The following is an 18,876-nucleotide window of genomic DNA, read 5'->3' as shown; positions in this document are numbered from 1 at the left end:
GGATAGCCTCCGATCCACCTGTTTTCAGCCCTTATCTCGTATTCGAATTGAAGGTAAATCGGTAACTGACGTCAATCGGGTCCGCATAGATCTTATCGAAATAGATTTCTACGGTCATGGAGTTTTCGGTCAGGTTCTTGATGGTGTAGGGCAATACTGCATCTTCAAAAATTGGAATTACGAATTCCAGGGTGGCATTTCCGTTGGTCAATGCCCAGCTATCTTCAAAAAGCAGGTCGCCTTCGTTTGCCGTACACTTTGTCGAGCCATTTTGGTACTCAAATTTATGCCCTCCGTCGGCGTAAAAAACGTACTGGTCATCCGCCCGGCAGGGATTGATCGCATTCTGAACGGGTATCACGCCCGATCTTTCTTTCTGGTCAATCACTTCGAAAGTGACCAGTCGCCAGGTCTTTTTCTCGGTGCCCGTCAGCAGTTGACTGTAAGTAATCGGTTTGGGGTCCAGTTTTTCAGAACATCCGGCAAACAAGCCTATTATACCCAGAAATAGGATTGTTATTTGTAAGGATCGTTTCATACTAAACATCATTGCGGAGTGTACGTAAATGGAAAGGTAATCGTCAGAGTCGTATCCTTTCCGGCATTTGTTCTTAGGTTTGCCTTCCAGCGCAGGTTAAAAGAAAGCTGACGGTTTTGCGGATTCCAGGACCCTGTTCCCGAAAGCGTATCCCCTCCCAGCTCGGAATTTGACTGGGTCGGAATGGTCAGCGTATTATCCCCGGTATCGACAAAGGTAAACGAAGGTTTGATGGCGTTGTAGCCGAAAAGGTCGGGCAGACCAATGTTCCAGTTGGTGATTGTATAGGTTTTGCAATCGGTGCTGGTGATGGCAATATCCCGCAGGGTTGCGGTTGCCGGTGTAATTCCCAGCAGATTAGCGTAAGCGCCATTTTGCCGAACTCCCGTGTAATTGCCGCTAAGCAGGCAATCATCTTCGATGGTAAATGTGATGCTTTTGCCCAGTAGTCCTTCTTTGCCAAAACCAACGCGCAGAGACGCGGGCTCAACGTCCGTCAGGGTAAAAACGACGGTCTGGGATTCCAGGATGTTATTGGCATTATTGATCAATTTAAGCTTGATTTCCCCGAAGCTCTGGTTGGCCGGTATCGTTACGGTTCCTTTGGTACCCTCGAAAGCGTAGTCCTTGCCTTCCCGGGCGGTTCCGGAAATGGCATACCGAACCGTGATGGGTTCGCCCAGCTGGGGGCCGGCGTTGTGCACCCGTACGGAAATGGTTTGGTTGTAACTTTCCTTGAACGTCAGCGAGGAGTCGGTAAAACGCACGAAATAAGGCCCTTCAAACGTGCGGTCCATATCCTGTTCTTCGCAGGCCACCACTACCCAAGCCAGGAGCAATGTCATGAAAACCGTTAGAATGTATTTGTAATTTCTCATCTTACTTAAGGATCGAACCCGGTAGCCCGGGTTACCACTTCTTCACGTTTTATATCAGTATCCCGGGTTCTGGGCGTCTTTCAATGCCGGGTTGCGCTGAATCTCCCCCTGCGGTATTGGCCAGCGTTCGTAGCGGCTGTTCCAGTTGGGCGTAAAAGCCGACATCACCGCCTGCGCCCGCCCGGTTCGTACCAGATCGTACCAGCGGTGGCCCTCAAAGGCCAGTTCATAGACCCGCTCCCGCTCGATAGTAAGCAGCATACTGGCCTGGCTGGCAGCGGCCACATTGGGCGCTTTGGCCCGGGCCCGCAGCACATTCAGGTCGGCGACGGCTCCGTTGTCCCCCGTTATTTTGTTTTGCTGCGTCCGGGCTTCGGCCCGGATCAGGTACATTTCAGCCAGCCGCATCAGCACAATATTGTTGTTGTCGTTATCCGCCGTACCGTATTTCTGGACCGTCCACCCGTTGTCGTCGCCACCCTGGTTTTCCGGATTAAAGGCAATTGTGGTCCGGCGGGTGCCCGACTCCGTCGACAGCATTACCAGCGCCAGCTGATCGGTAGGAATCACCTCCCGACGCCCCAGATACAGGTTGGTCAATCCGAAACTGCTGGTACCGGGGTCGTCCGACAGGGCATACCCCACTTCCAGAATCGACTCCTTGGTGAAGTCCTTGCTGACAATATCGGAGTAGTTGGGTTCTATCTGATACACATTGGCATTGATGACCTGCGTTGCGTACTGCTCGGCCAGCGCCCAGTTTTTCTGGTAGAGGTAATACCGGGCCAGCATGGCCCGGGCGCTGGTTTTGTTGGCGTACGTTGCGTTGGTAATCTGAGCCGACGTTCCCGTCACCGCGTTGGCCAGATCGGTTTCGGCCGCCTGCCAGTCGGCCAGAACGGAGGCTAAAATTTCAGCCTTGGGCGACTTCGGAATGGTTCGGTTGGTAGCCTGGTCGGTAGTCGTTACGTTCGGAATATCCCCAAACGTATTTGCGCCAATAAAGTAGGCATATCCGCGCAGAAACCGCATTTCAGCCAGTACCTGCCGCCGGGTTGACTCCGGAACCCCACTGATTTCAGGCAGGCGTTCCAGCACAAAATTGGCTACGTAAATTGTGCGGTACATGTTGCTCCACAACGAAGCCACCGCCCCATTCGACGACGTAATCTGCTTGGTACCAAACTCCCGGTAGTCCGTGAAAGTCCCGTTGTTGCGAATATAATCGGCGGTAAAATCGCCCGCCATCATGGTGGTGGCCGACATGCCCCGCAAGGCATTATAGGCGCCGATGCGGGCCGGCTCAACGTCGGCGGGTTCGTTCAATACCAAGTTGTCAACCAGCAAATCCACCGGTTTGGGCTCCAGCACTGTCGTGCAGGACGCCAGCCAGACCGTTGCCAGAATGGCCGTATAGTGAAGTAATTGTTTCATAGGTTCAAAGAGATTCCCACCATCAAGGTTTTGTACTGCGGAATGGTGAAAAAGTCGATACCCTGGGCGGTTGTCGACCCATCCAGCGTGCTCACTTCCGGGTCCGGTCCGCTGTACCGGCTCAGGGTCCACAGGTTGGTAGCCGAAGCGAAGACGCGGGCGCCCGAAACGATCCGGAACCGCTCTACGTATTTTTTAGGAATGTTGTAGCCCAGCGCCACGTTTTTCAGACGCAGGTACGAGCCGTCTTCCAGGAATCGGCTGCTGTGGTAGTTGTTGTAGCTATTCTGATAGACATAACGCGGCACGCTGGTGATATCACCCGGTTTCTGCCAACGCTCCAGTGCCTTCCGCGATTGATTGCTTTGCAGGTCGGCGCCGGTATTGATGGAGGTAACGCTCGTGAAATTCAGCATTTTGTTTCCGTAAGATCCCTGAAAAAATACGTTCAGATCAAAGCCCTTGTACGAAAACCGGTTGGTCAGACCGCCAAATAGCTTGGGTTGGGCGTTACCGATCACCTGACCGTCGTCGGGCGAAATCCGGCCGTCGCCGTTGAGATCTTCGTAGATTGCATCGCCCGTGGCCGCATCGACCCCCAGGAATTTCAATCCCCAAAACGATCCCAGCGGCTGCCCCTGCAAAACGACGTTGGTATTACCTACTCCGTCGGCGGTGTAACCACGAAATATTGGCCCGTCGTTGGCTAATTCCACAACTTTATTGAGGTTACGGGATACGTTCAGATCGGTGCTCCACCGGAAACCGCCCCGGTCGAAATTGACCGTTGAAAGCATTAATTCCACGCCCCGGTTTGAAATTTTCCCGATGTTTCCCTGCAGGGTTCCAAAACCAGTCGTCGACGGAATGGGCTGGGCAAACAGCAGTCGGTCGGTCAGGTTATCGTACACATCCAGCGACACGTTCAGACGGCCGTTGAAGAAATTGGCGTCCAGACCGATGTTGGCTTCGCGGGTCCGCTCCCACTGCAGCGTCGGGTTCGCCAGGGCGGCCGGGCCCAAACCGGAGGCCCCGCTGTAGGTAACCGACGCCCAGGTGCCCAAAAACTGGAAATCGCCAATCCGCTCATTTCCCGTAAAACCGTAGCTGGCCCGCAGTTTCAGGTCGTTCAGAAAACGGAACGGCTCCATGAATTTCTCTTGAGAAATCCGCCAGCCCAGCGACACCGACGGGAATAACCCAAATTGACGGTCCTGCCCAAACCGGGACGACCCATCGTAGCGCGCAGTCAGCGTCGCCAGATACCGGTCATCGTAATCATACCGGACCTCCCCAAAAGTGGAAAGCAGTCCGCTCCGCAGCAGGTTCGAGCTTCCATTGTCAACAATTCCCGCGGAGGTGATGTAGGTGAAGTCGTCGCTCGGAAACAACCGCCCCGATACGCTCGACGACCGTTCCAGCCGTTGCAGCACTTCAAACCCGGCCAGAGCATTGAACCGGTGTTTTTCGTCCAGCAGGAAATTGTAGCTCAGGGTATTGGTATTGATAAACGTGTTGTAGGTTCCCGAACTGAATACCCCGTACCCCCGGCCACCGACGCTTTCCAGGTAGCCTCCAATGGCAGTTTGCGAGGATTCGAATTGATCTTCCGTTACCTGATTGTAATCAACACTTACCTTGGAACGGAACCGGAGATTTTGCAGCAACTCGTATTCGGCCCACAGCCCACCCAGAATTTTAACCGTGTAGGTATCAAAACGCGGCAGTAACGCCTGCGCTACCGGGTTAAAGTTTGGAAACCCCTGGTAATTTGGATCGTTAGGGCCGTAGAGTTTTCCCTGTTCGTTGTAGGGCGAATAGTAGGGCAGGCTTTTTACGGCGCCGGAATACACACCATCCAGGAAGTTATCGCCCTTGACCCGTTTGTTAAGCGCCCGCGAGAGGGTCACGTCCGTACCGAAGGAGAGAGCCGAATTGGCCTTGTGGTCGAAACTAAACTTGCCCGACATCCGGGAGAACCGGTTGTTCAACTGGATGCCCTCTTCGTCCCGGTAGTTGCCACTCAGGTAAAAGCGTGTCTTCTCGTTGCCGCCACTCGCCGAAAGCTGGTACTGCTGATAGACGCCCCGCCGAAGAACGGCATCGACCCAGTCGGTATTCACACCATCGGTTATTCCCTTGATCAGACCCAGTTTATCCGGGTCCTGACTCGCATTGATCACCGCTTCGCGCTGCAGATCAATGAGTTCGCTGGAGTTTAGCAGATCCGGCCGTTTTACGATCTCGGTTATCCCGCGCTGCACTTCTGCGGTGAAGGTGGTTTTTTGATTCGCTTTTCCCTTTTTCGTCGTAATCAACACGACCCCGTTAGCCGCCCGGGAACCATAGATTGCCTTGGCCGAAGCATCTTTCAACACCTGAATCGACTCAATGTCGTTCGGATTGAGCAGGGCAAATGCGTTATCGTTCTGCCCGCCAAAATCCCGCGACGACAGCAGACCGTCTTCTACCGGCACCCCATCCACAATGAACAGCGGCCGGTTGCTGGCGGTGATGGATGTGCTTCCCCGAACCCGGACGGTAATTCCTCCACCCGGAGTACCCGACGACTGGGTGACCTGCACCCCCGCGGCCTGCCCCTGCAAGGCCTGATCAAAGCTGGCGACCGGGATTTCCTTGAATTTTTCGCTGGTCACCGACACCATCGAGCCGGTGATGTCTTTTTTCTGAACGGAGTTGTAGCCCGTTACCACAACCTGCGCCAACTCATTGACGGCTTCGGCCATCTGAATGTTGATAACCGACCGGTTATTGATTGGAACCTCCTGAGCCACCAGGGCGATGGACGAAAACGTCAGGGTTGTTTTATCGTCGGGGACGTTGATGCTGTAATTTCCGTCGGCATCGGTGCTAACACCCACGGTCGTTCCTTTCACAACGACGTTCACGCCCGGCAGCGTTGTTCCGTCCTGTGCTGCGGTTACCCGGCCCGTCACCCGGCGGGTTTGCCCAAATGCCAGACTTCCCGTCAGGACAATGAGTAAGCACCAACAACTTAAAAAAGTAAAACGTTTTATCATCTACGATTACAGGGTGTTAACGAAATGCCCAGGTATGGGGAAGGTAAGGATCCTCTATCTCGGCCGTTCAATATACTTATTTTCCAGAATAATAAACGACGAAGTAGTGTTTATCGATGTATACCAAATAAAAATTTATGTAACAGTAACAAGGACGCAGATTTTTAAAGAACCGTTGTAGTCGAACCAAATAAAAAGCCGTCCCTGCGAAGAGACGGCTTTTATAAGACAGAAACCAAAGAGCAAACGTCTGCCCCTGTTTTTTATGGCTTAGTAACCGGCATTTTGAACCAACTGATTGTTTGCATCAATTTCCCGTTTCGGAATCGGCATGACTAGTTTTGGATCATCCCAGTTCAGGGTTCCCGTTTTGCCTTTCGTGCGTTTGATGTCGTGAATGCGCTGACCTTCGAAAGCCAGTTCCTGGGTACGTTCCTTGAGCACGTCGGCCAGGGTTGGGGCGGCAATCGGTGCAAGACCGGCCCGGGTCCGAACGGTATTCAGATCTTCGGCGGGGGTAGCGCCCGTGGTGGAGGCCAGCCGCAGGTTGCATTCGGCGCGGGTCAGCAGCATTTCTGACAACCGGATTACCGGGATGTTGGCGTAAAAATCGGCCCATTTTCCGCTGTAATACCGCGTTCCGTTGCCTTTTACCCCAATGTAAAACAGTTCCGTCCGGCGCTTGTCCGTCGTAGCGTACGACTCCACGAACGCGTTCAGAACCTGAACATCGCCCCGGCCTACGGCAGCCCCACCGGCCGGAATGCTTGCGTAGAAGGTAGTCAGACCGTCGTTGCTGGTTCCGGGGTTGTTCTGGGTGTTTTCCTGAATTTCAAATACGCTTTCGTCCGTGTTTTTATTCCGGAAAACCGTGGTAACGTCGTTGTTCAACTGGTAGTTACCCGACTCGATTACTTCGTTGGCCGCTGCCAGGGCTTTGGCGTAGTCCGATTGTTGCAGATACACCCGCGACAGAAAAGCCAGAGCCGCAAATCGGTTGGCCCGCAGCCCGTTGTCCTCCGGCATCGCGTCTTTGGCCTTCGTCAGGTCATCAATCACCTGCGCGTAGACTTCGGCCACCGTATTCCGGGCCTTGGTTTCGGCCGCCTGCTCCTGCGTCAGGGTTGCCCGCAACACGAGCGGAACCCCCGGCTGACTGTTGGCGGCCGTAGCGCCCCAGGGCAAACTAAACAGACGAACCAGTTCAAAATACATGATGCCCCGCAGGAAACGCGCTTCGCCTTCTACTTCCGTTTTGCGGTCGGGGTTCGACACCTTGTCGAGCGATCCGAGAATGTTGTTGGCTACGTTGATGACCTGATACGCCGTGATCCAGGTTCGCTGTGCTTCGGCGTTGGTAGCCAGCATCTGCCGGCTGGTCACCTCACGGTAGCTGGCAAACGAACCACGCCACTCCACGTAGCTGTCCGCGGCCAGCAAATCGGGCAGCAGCAGCAGGTTAGTGCCGTACAATTCCGCATCCGCCAATCCGCCACCGGTTCCACCTAAGACGCCATATGCGCCGATCAGGGCACTTTCAATGTCCTGCTCCGAGGCCAAAGCCGTGGCGGCATCAACCGACTGACGGGGTTCAATATCCAGCCTTTTGTCGCAGGCACTGACGCCCAGAATCATGGCCAGACTTAAAGATATGATTGTTTTTTTCATTTTCTGGTTGTGGTTTTAATCCATCAGCCGCTGTGGCACTCCGTTAAACTGCCGGAAAACCGGGCTGAAAACCGTTTTTAAAAACCAAGGTTAACACCAAACGTAAACGTTCTGGCTTGCGGTGGGGTGTAAAAATCGTGACCCAGGGCAACGTTAGCCGTTTGATTCGTCGTGTTGACGTACTGCGTGTTTACCTCCGGATCGTAGCCGCTATACTTCGTAAACGTCAGCAGGTTCAGGCCGGATACATACACCCGCGCCGTTTGAATGAACGCTTTTTTCAGCAGCGAGCTCGGCAGGTTATACCCCAGCGAAACGGTTTTCAACCGCAGGAACGATCCATCTTCCATCCAGCGGGACGATAAACCGGAGCCGTTTGCCGCGTCAAATTCCGCCCGCGGAACATTGGTAACATCCCCCGGCTTCTGCCAGCGATTCATCTGATCTTTGCTCTGGTTATCGAAATAGTTACCATTTACCGACTGGTAGATACCGGCCACGTTAAACAGATCATTTCCGTACACAAACTGAAACAAGAAGCTCAGATCAAATCCTTTGTAGGAGAAGGTGTTGTTCAAACCACCCGTGAAATCGGGGTTCGGATCACCCACAAACAGCTCGGGCGCCGTAGCATAGTTGCTGGTCGGCTGGCCATCGGCACCTTCGTACAGGGCATCTCCGTTATTGGGGTCAACCCCGACGTATTTTTTGCCGTAGAATACCCCCAGCGGCTGGCCCTCCGTCACGTAGCTCAGGAAGCGCGAGTTGGCCCGAATCGGCGATACGTTGAGCCGCGTTACTTTATTGCGGTTGAACGAAATGTTGAAGTTGGTCGACCAGCGCAACGCCCCAATCAGATTCTGGGACGTAATGCTGAACTCAATACCCCGGTTGCGCATGCTACCAATGTTCTGGTAGATGTTCGAGAAACCGTTAGTGGCCGGTTGCGGTACGTTCAGCAGCAGGTCGTCGGTAATTTTGTTGTAGAAATCAATCTGGCCGTTGACGCGGTTGTTACGGAAGCCAAATTCCAGACCCAGGTCAAACTGCGTTGATTTTTCCCAACGCAGGGCCGCATTGGCTACCTGCGACGGGCGGATTCCCACCTGATCACCGTAATTGATGGTTCCGTACAGACCGCGCGATGCGAAGTTGTCGATTTCCGAGTTCCCGGTCAGACCGTAGCTGGCCCGCAGTTTCAGCAGACTCAGAACCGGAAGCGCGTTTTTGATGAACTCCTCTTCGTTCAGAATCCAGCCCAGCGAAGCCGAGGGGAAGACACCGTACCGGTTGTCGGCACCGAAGCGTGACGAACCATCGACCCGGCCCGTCAGAGTTACCAGATAACGGTCTTTGTATTTGTAGTTCGCCCGTGCCAGGTACGACAGGATGCTGTACCCGGTTTCGGTCGAGCTGGCATCGGTTTTCTGGCTGGCGCTGGCCAACTCCTTGAATCTGTCGTTGGGGAAGTTGCGGCCCGTTGCGGATACCGTCTGAACGTTTTGCTCCTGGTAGGTTATCCCCGCCAGCACATCGAACGAATGGTCGGTGCCGATGTTTTTCAGGTAAGTCAGCGTGTTATTGGTCGTCCAGTTGTTGACCCGGCTCATGGCCTGGTAGCCGTACCCGGTCGGCGCACCGTCTTCCGTTACGCGGCCCTGGTAGATTTCCTCCTGCAGGTTCAGAATGTCAAATCCATATTCGCTGCGGAACGACAGGCCCGGTGCCAGTTGGTACTGACCAAATAAATTGCCAAAAGTACGGAACGTCCGGGCGTAATTGTAGGCGTTATCCAGCTCAACCAGGTTGTTGTAATACAGCGTGCCACGGTTATAGCCCGTCGGATCGTTGGGGTTGTAGATTGGCTGAAGCGGAGGCAGGGCGTTCAACTGAATGGGGTTCGAGAACGCATTGTCGCCCGATACCTTTTTGTTGTTGATGCTGGAAAAGGCAATGCTGGCCCCTACGTTGAACTTGTTGCTGATCGTGTGGTCGACGTTCAGCCGCATGTTGTTCCGGCGGAAGTTGTTACCGATGATAAAACCGACCTGCTTGTTAGTCGCGCCGGTCAGGCTGAAACGGGTTTTCTCGTTCCCGCCGTTGATCCCGAAGTTGGCCTGATTAACCGACCCCTGACGAAATGCCACCCCGGCCCAGTCGCTGTCGGCGGTTGAGTTGGGATCGATACCGTACCCCGGAAAACCGTCCAGCGGATCGTTCGGATCGATTCCAGCGTTGGTTAAGGCTTCGGAGAACAGCTCTTTGTATTCGGCGGCATTCAAAAACTCCCGCTTGCGGGTTGCGTTCGTAATACCCGTATAATAGCCGATCTGAACGTTGGTCCGACCCGCTTTTCCGCGTTTGGTCGTAATCAGCACAACCCCGTTGCTGGCCCGTGAGCCGTAGATCGAGGAGGCCGATGCATCTTTCAGGATTTCAATGGATTCAATATCGTTGGGATCAATGTCGGCCAGCGGGCTGAATAATTCGGTGTCGGTCGTGTTTACATCCTGCGAGGTGATGGGAATACCGTCCAGAACGTACAGCGGTTCGTTACCGGCGGAAATGGAAGCCGCCCCCCGAACGCGAATCTGTAAGGCCGACCCGAGTTTACCGCTTCCCTGCGTGATCTGAACGCCCGGGGTGCGGCCCTGCAGAGCCGTTTCAAAAGTCTGAACCGGCAGCTTGGCAATTTCGTCGCCCTTGACCGTCAGTTGCGACCCCGTAAGGTCCCGACGCTGCTGCGTGCCGTATCCAACCACCACCACTTCGTTCAGGGCGCGGGTATCGTTCGCCAGCTTCACGTCGATGGTGCTGCGGTTTCCGACGGCAATTTCCTGCGTCGTGGTTCCAATAAAGCTAAAAACCAGCGTCGCACCCGAATTCGGCACGTTGAGGGTATAATTCCCACTGGCATCCGTTTGCGTTCCGCGTGCGGTTCCCTTCACCTGAATGGAAACACCCGGTAAGGACGATCCGTCCTCCGCAGAGACAACCTTGCCCGTAACCTGCCGGTCCTGCGCGATCGCTGAGACCCATACCAGCGTCGTTAGCAGGAAGCTAAGCAGTAATGATCTTCTCATACAAATAGGTTTGTTGAAAAAAAGATGGAAAAATCAGTTCTCACCCAATTACGGATAAGGAACTTTATCGCAATTTAATGCAAATCAAGAAATATCTGGAGCGCCATTCCCAAAAAAAATGTATGCTGGCATACTACCTCCAGTTTTGAGGACTCTTAAGGTTTCCCCATGAAAATAACCAGACTTTTTCAACCGCTTATTGAACAGCGGATTGCTGATTTTCAGAAAGGCATTTACCGGCAGAAAAACCGCTTACTTAATTTTCTGATTTTGGGCTAAATTTGTTGATTAAAATGAGACAGCGGTCTTTGGCACAATTCCTCTACCTCCTTTTTCCAGACATAAAATACCTTTTGAGTCCTAATTCAGCAACCTAATGAAATCACTAAAAAAGATTATAATACTTCAATTTTAAATCGCAGAAGCAAGGGTTTGAATCAATTGCGGTTTGATGGACTGGGTGTACTGGTAACCAACCCGGAAGATCTCCCGGGCGCGTCGCCAGTCAAAAACATCGTAGCGACTCAGTTCGGGCGGTTCAATCAGGAGGTTACACCGGGTCAGGCGTTCCCGGGTTTTGCTCCGAACGGCCAGAATCAGGCTCCGCTCCAGCACGCCCTTGATTGACGTGATGGGTTTTTGCAGGGTGAACGGGTTGCAATGTACGCCCACAATGAAGTCTACTTTTTCCTCGATCACTTCCACCGGCATGTTGTTGAGCACAGCCCCGTCGACGTACTGGTGTCTGTTGATCGAATAAGGCTCGAAAATACCGGGCAAACAGCAGGAAGCCAGCATCGGTCGGACCAGCTCGCCGGTTTCAAATACCGTCAAACAGCCCTCGGTTAAATCCGTGGCCGCAATGTGCATCGGAATTTGCAGCGCTTCGAAGCTGTCATGGGACAAATAAGTCCGGAAGACGGCTTCCGCTTTGTCGATGCGCAGCAGCCCCATCCGGGTAAAGGCGGGCCGGATATGCCGGTACAACGGGGTGGTTTCGATGATTTTCAGGATTTCGTCGGGCGTATAGCCATTGGCAAACAGAGCACCGGTGATGGCCCCGGCACTGGTCCCCGAAATCTGACTGAACGAGAATCCCTCCTCCACTAAGCCTTTCAAAACACCCAGGTGCGCAATGCCCCGCGCCCCTCCCCCGGAAAGCACTAAGCCAAATTTCATATCAATCGGTTGGTTTCTAGATCATTCATCTATAAGAACGAAGCCAGCGCGCCTTTGTCACGAATCCGAATGCCTTTTTCAGTGGATTCGACGGTTGCCGCTTCGATCAACGGGTCATGTTCGAAAACCAGGATCCAGTTTTCGTCGGCGGCCCGTTGCAACAACTGCGCTTTTTCCTGCATGGTCAGCAACGGCCGCACATCGTAGCTCATCACCCAGGGCAGCGGAACGTGGGCCGCGGAGGGGATCAGATCCGCCACATACGCGACAGTTTGGTTCCCCACCCGGAGGATCGGCAGCGTCATCTTCTCGGTATGCCCATCAACCGGCAACAGCTCCACATCCGGAAAGGGAAACGGGTGTTGGTCGACAAACTGCAACTGACCACTCTCCTGCAAGGGCGTGATATTTTCCGTCAGAAACGACGCCTTTTCGCGGGGGTTCGGATGAACGGCCCATTGCCAGTGGTCACTGTGGCTCCAGTAGGTGGCCATCGGAAAGGTCGGCTCCAACTGCTCCCCCATCCGCCGAACCGCTCCGCCTACGTGGTCGAAATGCAGATGCGTCAGCAGCACATCCGTAACGTCTTTTTCGGAATACCCCGCCTGCTGGATGGACTTCAACAGGGATGCCTCACCGTGGGGATCGTAATGACTGAAAAACCGGGCGTCCTGTTTGTTGCCCATACCGGTATCGATCAGCAGCAACTGCCGGCCGCTTTCCACCAGCAAACACCGCATTGCCCAGGTGCAGCGGTTGGCGTCGTCGGCCGGATGCTGTTTACTCCAAAGCGTTTTCGGGACAACCCCAAACATGGCTCCCCCGTCTAACTTAAAAAAACCAGTGTCAATTGTCTTTATGGTCATAATTGCATTTTTATCCGTCAAAGCCAACTAATCGATCAGCGGTGAACAACTTGTTCCGGCGGGTAAATTAGTTGTATTGATTGAAACTTTCGGGTAAATAGTCAATAAACAGACGTTGGTGTCCAACAATAGTGAAAAATGTTTTAAAACAGTATAAAAAATTGATCATAATACCATTGGAAAAAAAACTGCACTTTTTCTATGATTATCTAGCCTTTACCGCTTGCATTTACCAGACACTTTACCTACCTTTAGGCGTTAGTTAAGTGTATAACGTGTATGAACATGATGAAATCCCCTGCCATACTGCTCGTTTTGAGCCAGTATCGACATTGAATTTTTGTGTTCCCACGCTCGATTTTTCATCCAATCTTTTAGAGATAAGTAGGCCACACCATGTGCAGCCCGGCTCGAGGACAGCCCGCTAAAAGGGTGTGGATTTAACGATATTTTTAACCTCGCTTGCTTCTGAGTGATCAGCCGGAAAGTTCAGGCGGTTCCATTAGCGGCAACGATTCACCGAGGCAATCGGCTGGACGGGTTATTCAATCTTTTTTGAGCCTTACTCCTAACCGGGTAAGGTAGGTAGGACAGAGAAAATGGTAGTAAAAAGCCCTGAGGTTTCGGGGCTTTTTCTTTGGCATCAATCCATCTTCCGTACTTGGGCAGCAGACGTGATGGACACCATTACGGGTTGTCCGGGCTGCCATTCCGACGTATTTAACGGTACTTCCAGCGTTATCCGCTCGTTTCCTACCTGAATCTGAATCTGGGCCAGCCCTGCTTCGGTGCGAAGAGCGGTAATGACACCGTGTACTGACAAAGGGTCTTTTTTACGTGCGCTGAGGGCCGGTTCTACCAAATAAGCCTTCCCCTGTTCCAGCCTGATAACCTGGTCCGCAACGCGCTGGATTTCTTCCTGATGATGGGATACCAACACCGTAGTGGTGCCAAAACGCTGGTGTAATCGGACCAGTTCGGCCAGCAGTTGTTCGCGGGTTTCGACGTCGAGGGCCGAGAAGGGTTCATCCAGCAGCAGCATCCGGGGCCGACGCGCCAGTGCCCGGATCAGTGCCACCCGCTGGCGCTGCCCCCCCGACAGGCTGGCGGGTTTCCGACCAGCCAGATTCATCAGACCGGCCAGTTCCAGGAGTTCATCGACAATGGGATCCCGCCGGTTTTCGGCGGCATACTGCACATTCTCCCGAACCGTCATGTTTGGAAACAGCGCAGCATCCTGGAACACCATTCCCACGTTTCGCTGCTGCGTCGGCACGTTGATTCGCCGGCTGGTATCAAGCCAGATCTGGTCACCCACCTGAATAATCCCCGTCTCCGGCCCGGTCAGTCCCGCCAGAATACGCAGCAGCGTGGTTTTTCCCGAACCGGAAGGACCGTATAACCCCGTAAGACTTCCGGCTTTCAGCGTAAAATCAACATCGAGGGGAGCCGGACCGCTGGCAAACAGCAGGTTCATGCGGGCGTGCAGCCGAATCGTGGGCATCAGAATATCACCCATCGCCGGTTGATGGCGTAAACCGCCAGTAAAATTCCGAAAGACACGGCCAGGAGCAACAGCGCGTAAACGTTGGCGGTGTCATAATGCAGCAATTCCACTTCGTCGTAAATCGCAACGGAAGCCACGCGGGTCTGGCCGGGCAGGTTGCCGCCAATCATCAGGACCAGCCCAAACTCACCGATCGTGTGCGCAAACGAAAGCACAACCCCCGTCAGCAACGACGGTTTTATGTTGGGTAGCAAAATCCGCACAAACGTTTCCCAGCGCGATTTGCCCAATGTATAAGAGGCTTCCCGCAGCGATGCGGGCAGATTTTCCAGCCCGGCCTGAACGGGATGAACCATGAACGGCAGGCTGTAAAAAAGCGATGCCACCACCAGCCCCTCAAATGTAAATAGCAGACGCAGATCAAACCACGCAAGCAGTTTCTTGCCCAGCAACCCCGTGGGGCTAAACGCCAGCAGGAAGTAAAACCCCAGAACCGACGGCGGCAACACCAGCGGCAGGCTAATCACGGCTTCAACCGCCGGTTTGAGCCGAAACCGGGATTCCGCCAGCCAACCGGCCAGCGGAATCCCGGCCAGCAGCAGCAACCCGGTCGTAACCGTAGCAAGCCGCAGCGTCAGTAACAAAGGCTGCCAGTCGAAATCAGTCATGGGTGCACGGGCGTTTGGTAGCCGTAGCGCCGGAAAATAGCCCGGGCTTCCGGCGAAAACAGATAGTCATAAAATTGGCGGGCATGGGCTTTGGCCCCTTTCAGTAAAACCACCCCCTGCGCGATCGGCGCGGCCCCTTTGACGTTGGCCCATCTTCCCCTCCCCTGCATCGACGGTTCCAGAACGACGGATTTCGCCGTAAAACCCGCTTCGACCGCCCCCGAAATCAGGTATTGGTTGACCTGTGCGATGCTTTCACCGTAAACGATTTTGGGTTGTAAGATGTCCAACCGTTTTTGCTGAGCCATTACCGCTACGGCCGCAGCACCGTAGGGAGCCATTCTGGGATTGGCGACGGCAATTTTATGAATTCGTTTGTCGTTCAGGACGGCAATTCCCGGCGCGGGGTCGATGTCGGCCCGGGTCCAGAGCACCAATAGTCCGTAGGCATAAATTTTCGGTTTGGTTGCCGCCATTCCGGCTTTGTCAACCGCTGCGGGGTACTCCATATCGGCCGACAGAAAAACGTCAAAGGGGGCGCCGTTCTGAATCTGGGTTGTCAGCTTACCCGACGAATTGACGATGGGCTCGATTTCCAGCCCGGTTTTCTTTTTAAATCCAGCCTGGAGCTTCTCCATCACAAACTGGGCATTGGCCGCCACCGCCACCCGGACTTTCTGGGCGTTGGAAGGCCCAGCCAGGACGAAAAGAAGGAGAATTAGCCAGTGGCGCATAGAAACTCGTTATGGTTGTTCAAATATAACGAGTTCTTGAAAGAATGAAGGACTTTGCCTGTATTTATGACTGTAGGATGCGGACACGAAGCCCCCATCACACGTTCCGTTTTACACGTCAGGGAAAACTTGAGGTTCTACGGAGCGGAGTCACGTACCGGGATCGACGGCAAAAACCGGGGCCGGACCTATCCTATTTTGCCGGATCAAACCGGGCTGCGTCAACAATGGACCAGAGATGAATCAGCCAGCCGAGGAGAAAAAACCAGAGTACGCCCGCCAAAGCAAACTGCACAAACGCCATGAGCAGACGCCCCTGCAACAACTGCCCGAATCCGGGGATAAAAAAACTACAGAGGGCTGCCAGTACATTGCCGCCCGATCCTTGACCTGCCATGCTTTTGAGCGTTTAAAGTGCTATTCACGAAGCGAATCTAGGGTTGCTACGCGAGCGATCCGCTGGCTTAATGACCAGCGGAATCCCAGCCCTTTAAACCGGCAAAAACCGGGGTCGGTTTAAAATTTTGAGGGAGTTGCAGCAAAAGTCTGGATGCAGAATCTCACTACCCCTCCCTCAACATCGCTTACAAGCCCAGTACGCGCTTGTTAAATTCCTCGTCAGCGCCCGTTCCGGCGAAGTCGTCGAAGGCCCGCTCGGTTACCCGGATGATGTGATCCTGGATGAACGGCGCCCCTTCAGCCGCGCCCTGCTCGGGGTGCTTGATGGCGCACTCCCACTCCAATACCGCCCAGCCGTCGTAGTCGTACTGCGACAGTTTGCTGAAAATACCGCCGAAATCAACCTGACCGTCGCCCAGCGAACGGAACCGGCCCGCGCGCTCGACCCAGCCCTGGTAGCCGCCGTAAACGCCCTGTTTGCCGGTGGGATTAAACTCGGCATCCTTGACGTGGAAGGCGTAAATCCGGTCGTGGTAGAAGTCGATGAACTGCAGGTAATCCAGTTGTTGCAGGATAAAGTGGCTGGGGTCGTAGTTGATCCCGGCGCGCGGGTGACCGTTGACGTGATCGAGGAATATCTCGAATGTGACCCCGTCGTGCAGGTCTTCGCCCGGGTGCAGTTCGTAGCCTACATCCACCCCTGCTTCGTCGAATGCGTTCAGGATTGGGGTCCAGCGTTTGGCCAGCTCCTGGAAGGCCGTCGTTACCAACCCCGCCGGACGTTGCGGCCACGGGTACACATACGGCCACAGCAGAGCGCCGGAGAAAGTGACGTGCGAAGTCAGGCCCAGGTTCTGGCTGGCTTTGGCCGCCCACAGGAGTTGCTGCGTGGCCCACTCCTGCTGCTCTTTCGGTTTGCCCGCCAGTTCGGCCGGTCCAAACCCGTTGAACATTTCGCCGTAAGCCGGGTGGACCGCCACCAGCTGGCCCTGCAAGTGGGTTGAAAGTTCGGTGATTTCCACGCCGATATCTTTCAGTTTGCCTTTCAGGTCGTCGCAGTATCCCGTGCTTTCGGCGGCCTGCTTGAGGTCAATCATGCGGGGATCCCAGGTCGGGATCTGAATGCCTTTGTAGCCCAGATCGGCCATGTATTTGGCAATGGACTCCAGTGAGTTAAAGGGCTCGGTATCACCCAGGAATTGTGCCAGAAAAATGGCGGGTCCTTGAATGGTTTTCATGATCTATTGAGTGAATTAGTGATTGAGCGATTGAGTGAAAGTCAGTTCGTTTTTGTACTGCTTCTTGATTTTGAAAGTATTCTCAAGAGCTGACTTCCTTCATTCAACAAATCGCTTAATCGGGTTTCTGAAACAATGGAGGTTTCAACTAAGGTCTCGAGCCAAAAGAGTGATTCGTCCAGCTCCTCTACAACAATACTACATCTTGGCGAAAAACTCATTTTGACTTCGTGCTCGCCGGACGGCGCGGTAGTCTGCTACTGACGATGAGGAACAACGCAGTAGCTGTTTCCCGAAATGTTGTGCTTCAAACGAGTTGGGTAATGAGCGAAAAACCTGAATACACCGCAGCATATACGCCTTAAGGCGCTTCTCGACGCTATCGGCAAATTAGCCTTTCTCTATTCGGGAAGACTCCATAGGCTGCGGAAGCGGTTTTTCACTCATTCACTCATTTAAAATTATACTTCAACCCACGCCTGCTTCCGGTTTGATTCCAGAATCTTCTCGCAGATGAGCAGTTCGCGGTAGCCGTCGGCGAACGTCGGGAACGTGGGGTTTTCGGGTTGTTTACCGGCGGCAATCGCTTCGTAAACTTCCTTGAACATCTGCTTGGAGGTGTCGGGGAAGCCTTCGTTGTGACCACCGGGGAACGAAACCACCGAGCGGGCTTCGGAATACATCAGCGACGGATCGCGCATCAGGTTTTCGTTGTAGCCGTCGCGGTTACCGATCCACATTTCGTTCGGCGCTTCGGAGTTCCAGGCGAAGGTTTTCTTCGCTCCGGCAATTTCCAGTTTCATCTGGTTTTTCCGACCCGCCGACACCTGCGATACCGTAATGACGCCTTTGTTGCCGTTATCAAACCGCAGCAGCACGTTGGCGTGGTCTTCGGTGTTGATGGGCACATCGGCGTAATCTTCCGGCTGCAGCATCTTGCCCGAATACGTTTCCACGGGCTTCAACGGCTTTTTGCGGGTTTTGTGAATGGTGTTGAAGTCGGCAAGTACGGCGGTGGTTTTCAGCCCCGTAATGTATTCGATGATGTCCATCAGGTGCGAACCGATGTCGGCAATCGCCCGTGAGTCGCCCGACTTGTCGGGTTCGAGCCGCCAGTTGTAATCGGTTTCGTAGAACAGCCAGTCCTGCAGGTACGAGCCAATGATGGAATAGATTTCGCCCAGGTCGCCTTTTTCGCGCATTACCTTCATCTGCCGGGCCAGCGGATAATACCGTAAGTTAAAGTGAACGGCATTGACCAGACCCGTCTGGGCCGCCAGTTGCACCAGTTCCTCGGCTTCTTTCAGGTCTTTCGCCAGCGGTTTTTCGCAAATGACGTGCTTGCCAGCTTCCAGGGCAGCTTTCGACTGCGAATAGTGCAGGAAGTTGGGCGTACAGATGTGAATGGACTGAATATCGTCCTGTTTGAGTAATTCCTCAAAGGTGTAGGAACGGGCAATGCCGAGCGAATCGGCTTTCTGTCTGGCCAGCTCAGCCGTGACTTCACACAAAGCCGCTACCTCAACGTTCGGAAGCCGACGCAGGGCTTCAATGTGAGCCGGACCAATGAAGCCCGTACCAACTACACCAACTTTGATTTTTTCCATTTGCGAGATATAAGAATGTATTTGGGGGTTAAAAAG

The 18,876-nt window shown here is 53.8% G+C and carries 15 protein-coding genes; all 15 read right to left on the bottom strand.

Annotated features, from left to right (window positions below; translation table 11 throughout):
- Positions 1 to 31: 31 nt before the first annotated feature.
- Complete coding sequence (locus tag OQ371_RS17780) at positions 32 to 538, bottom strand: lipocalin family protein (protein ID WP_265989530.1); 507 nt, start codon at positions 536 to 538, stop codon at positions 32 to 34.
- An 8-nt stretch (positions 539 to 546) separates the two neighbouring features.
- Positions 547 to 1,416: a Calx-beta domain-containing protein gene (locus OQ371_RS17775; protein WP_265989528.1), complete on the bottom strand. Its 870-nt coding sequence runs from the start codon at positions 1,414 to 1,416 to the stop codon at positions 547 to 549.
- 54 nt (positions 1,417 to 1,470) lie between these two features.
- Positions 1,471 to 2,850, bottom strand: a complete 1,380-nt coding sequence (locus OQ371_RS17770) for a RagB/SusD family nutrient uptake outer membrane protein (protein WP_265989527.1) — start codon at positions 2,848 to 2,850, stop codon at positions 1,471 to 1,473.
- Entirely contained in the window at positions 2,847 to 5,891 is a 3,045-nt protein-coding gene (locus OQ371_RS17765; RefSeq protein WP_265989526.1) for a SusC/RagA family TonB-linked outer membrane protein, read from the bottom strand. The genes OQ371_RS17770 and OQ371_RS17765 overlap by 4 nt, the downstream gene beginning before the upstream one ends.
- Before the next feature lie 270 nt (positions 5,892 to 6,161).
- The gene (locus OQ371_RS17760) at positions 6,162 to 7,559 is read right to left on the bottom strand and encodes a RagB/SusD family nutrient uptake outer membrane protein (protein ID WP_265989525.1); all 1,398 of its coding nucleotides are present in this window, start codon (positions 7,557 to 7,559) and stop codon (positions 6,162 to 6,164) included.
- 77 nt (positions 7,560 to 7,636) lie between these two features.
- On the bottom strand, positions 7,637 to 10,642 hold the full coding sequence (locus tag OQ371_RS17755) for a SusC/RagA family TonB-linked outer membrane protein (protein ID WP_265989524.1): 3,006 nt from the start codon (positions 10,640 to 10,642) through the stop codon (positions 7,637 to 7,639).
- Positions 10,643 to 11,053: 411 nt separating this feature from the next.
- Complete coding sequence (locus OQ371_RS17750) at positions 11,054 to 11,821, bottom strand: patatin-like phospholipase family protein (protein ID WP_265989523.1); 768 nt, start codon at positions 11,819 to 11,821, stop codon at positions 11,054 to 11,056.
- Between the two features lie 29 nt (positions 11,822 to 11,850).
- Entirely contained in the window at positions 11,851 to 12,687 is an 837-nt protein-coding gene (locus OQ371_RS17745) for an MBL fold metallo-hydrolase (protein ID WP_265989522.1), read from the bottom strand.
- A gap of 643 nt (positions 12,688 to 13,330) precedes the next feature.
- Positions 13,331 to 14,206: a sulfate/molybdate ABC transporter ATP-binding protein gene (locus tag OQ371_RS17740; protein WP_265989521.1), complete on the bottom strand. Its 876-nt coding sequence runs from the start codon at positions 14,204 to 14,206 to the stop codon at positions 13,331 to 13,333.
- Entirely contained in the window at positions 14,191 to 14,862 is a 672-nt protein-coding gene (gene modB / locus OQ371_RS17735) for a molybdate ABC transporter permease subunit (RefSeq protein WP_265989519.1), read from the bottom strand. The genes OQ371_RS17740 and modB overlap by 16 nt, the downstream gene beginning before the upstream one ends.
- Positions 14,859 to 15,596: a molybdate ABC transporter substrate-binding protein gene (gene modA, locus OQ371_RS17730; RefSeq protein WP_265989518.1), complete on the bottom strand. Its 738-nt coding sequence runs from the start codon at positions 15,594 to 15,596 to the stop codon at positions 14,859 to 14,861. The genes modB and modA overlap by 4 nt, the downstream gene beginning before the upstream one ends.
- A gap of 193 nt (positions 15,597 to 15,789) precedes the next feature.
- A complete protein-coding gene (locus tag OQ371_RS17725; RefSeq protein ID WP_265989517.1) occupies positions 15,790 to 15,993 on the bottom strand; it encodes a hypothetical protein in 204 nt (67 codons plus the stop codon).
- Positions 15,994 to 16,180: 187 nt separating this feature from the next.
- Positions 16,181 to 17,233 (bottom strand): sugar phosphate isomerase/epimerase family protein, encoded by a 1,053-nt coding sequence (locus OQ371_RS17720; protein ID WP_265989516.1) that lies wholly within the window; start codon positions 17,231 to 17,233, stop codon positions 16,181 to 16,183.
- 198 nt (positions 17,234 to 17,431) lie between these two features.
- Positions 17,432 to 17,587 (bottom strand): four helix bundle protein, encoded by a 156-nt coding sequence (locus tag OQ371_RS17715; RefSeq protein WP_265989515.1) that lies wholly within the window; start codon positions 17,585 to 17,587, stop codon positions 17,432 to 17,434.
- A gap of 107 nt (positions 17,588 to 17,694) precedes the next feature.
- Positions 17,695 to 18,840, bottom strand: a complete 1,146-nt coding sequence (locus OQ371_RS17710) for a Gfo/Idh/MocA family protein (protein ID WP_265989514.1) — start codon at positions 18,838 to 18,840, stop codon at positions 17,695 to 17,697.
- Between the last annotated feature and the right edge of the window lie 36 nt (positions 18,841 to 18,876).

Origin of the sequence: Larkinella insperata (genome assembly GCF_026248825.1) — a bacterium.
In the GTDB taxonomy this organism is placed as follows: domain Bacteria; phylum Bacteroidota; class Bacteroidia; order Cytophagales; family Spirosomataceae; genus Larkinella; species Larkinella insperata.
The sequence above is the reverse complement of the archived record's forward strand: the minus strand, read 5'-3'. Positions and strand labels throughout refer to the sequence as shown.

Excerpts from the sequence above, each read along its gene's own strand:
- OQ371_RS17780 (WP_265989530.1), bottom strand. The coding sequence starts at position 538 with ATGAAACGATCCTTACAAATAACAATCCTATTTCTGGGTATAATAGGC.
- OQ371_RS17775 (WP_265989528.1), bottom strand. The coding sequence starts at position 1,416 with ATGAGAAATTACAAATACATTCTAACGGTTTTCATGACATTGCTCCTG.
- OQ371_RS17770 (WP_265989527.1), bottom strand. The coding sequence starts at position 2,850 with ATGAAACAATTACTTCACTATACGGCCATTCTGGCAACGGTCTGGCTG.
- OQ371_RS17765 (WP_265989526.1), bottom strand. The coding sequence starts at position 5,891 with ATGATAAAACGTTTTACTTTTTTAAGTTGTTGGTGCTTACTCATTGTC.
- OQ371_RS17760 (WP_265989525.1), bottom strand. The coding sequence starts at position 7,559 with ATGAAAAAAACAATCATATCTTTAAGTCTGGCCATGATTCTGGGCGTC.
- OQ371_RS17755 (WP_265989524.1), bottom strand. The coding sequence starts at position 10,642 with ATGAGAAGATCATTACTGCTTAGCTTCCTGCTAACGACGCTGGTATGG.
- OQ371_RS17750 (WP_265989523.1), bottom strand. The coding sequence starts at position 11,821 with ATGAAATTTGGCTTAGTGCTTTCCGGGGGAGGGGCGCGGGGCATTGCG.
- OQ371_RS17745 (WP_265989522.1), bottom strand. The coding sequence starts at position 12,687 with ATGACCATAAAGACAATTGACACTGGTTTTTTTAAGTTAGACGGGGGA.
- OQ371_RS17740 (WP_265989521.1), bottom strand. The coding sequence starts at position 14,206 with ATGGGTGATATTCTGATGCCCACGATTCGGCTGCACGCCCGCATGAAC.
- modB (WP_265989519.1), bottom strand. The coding sequence starts at position 14,862 with ATGACTGATTTCGACTGGCAGCCTTTGTTACTGACGCTGCGGCTTGCT.
- modA (WP_265989518.1), bottom strand. The coding sequence starts at position 15,596 with ATGCGCCACTGGCTAATTCTCCTTCTTTTCGTCCTGGCTGGGCCTTCC.
- OQ371_RS17725 (WP_265989517.1), bottom strand. The coding sequence starts at position 15,993 with ATGGCAGGTCAAGGATCGGGCGGCAATGTACTGGCAGCCCTCTGTAGT.
- OQ371_RS17720 (WP_265989516.1), bottom strand. The coding sequence starts at position 17,233 with ATGAAAACCATTCAAGGACCCGCCATTTTTCTGGCACAATTCCTGGGT.
- OQ371_RS17715 (WP_265989515.1), bottom strand. The coding sequence starts at position 17,587 with ATGCTGCGGTGTATTCAGGTTTTTCGCTCATTACCCAACTCGTTTGAA.
- OQ371_RS17710 (WP_265989514.1), bottom strand. The coding sequence starts at position 18,840 with ATGGAAAAAATCAAAGTTGGTGTAGTTGGTACGGGCTTCATTGGTCCG.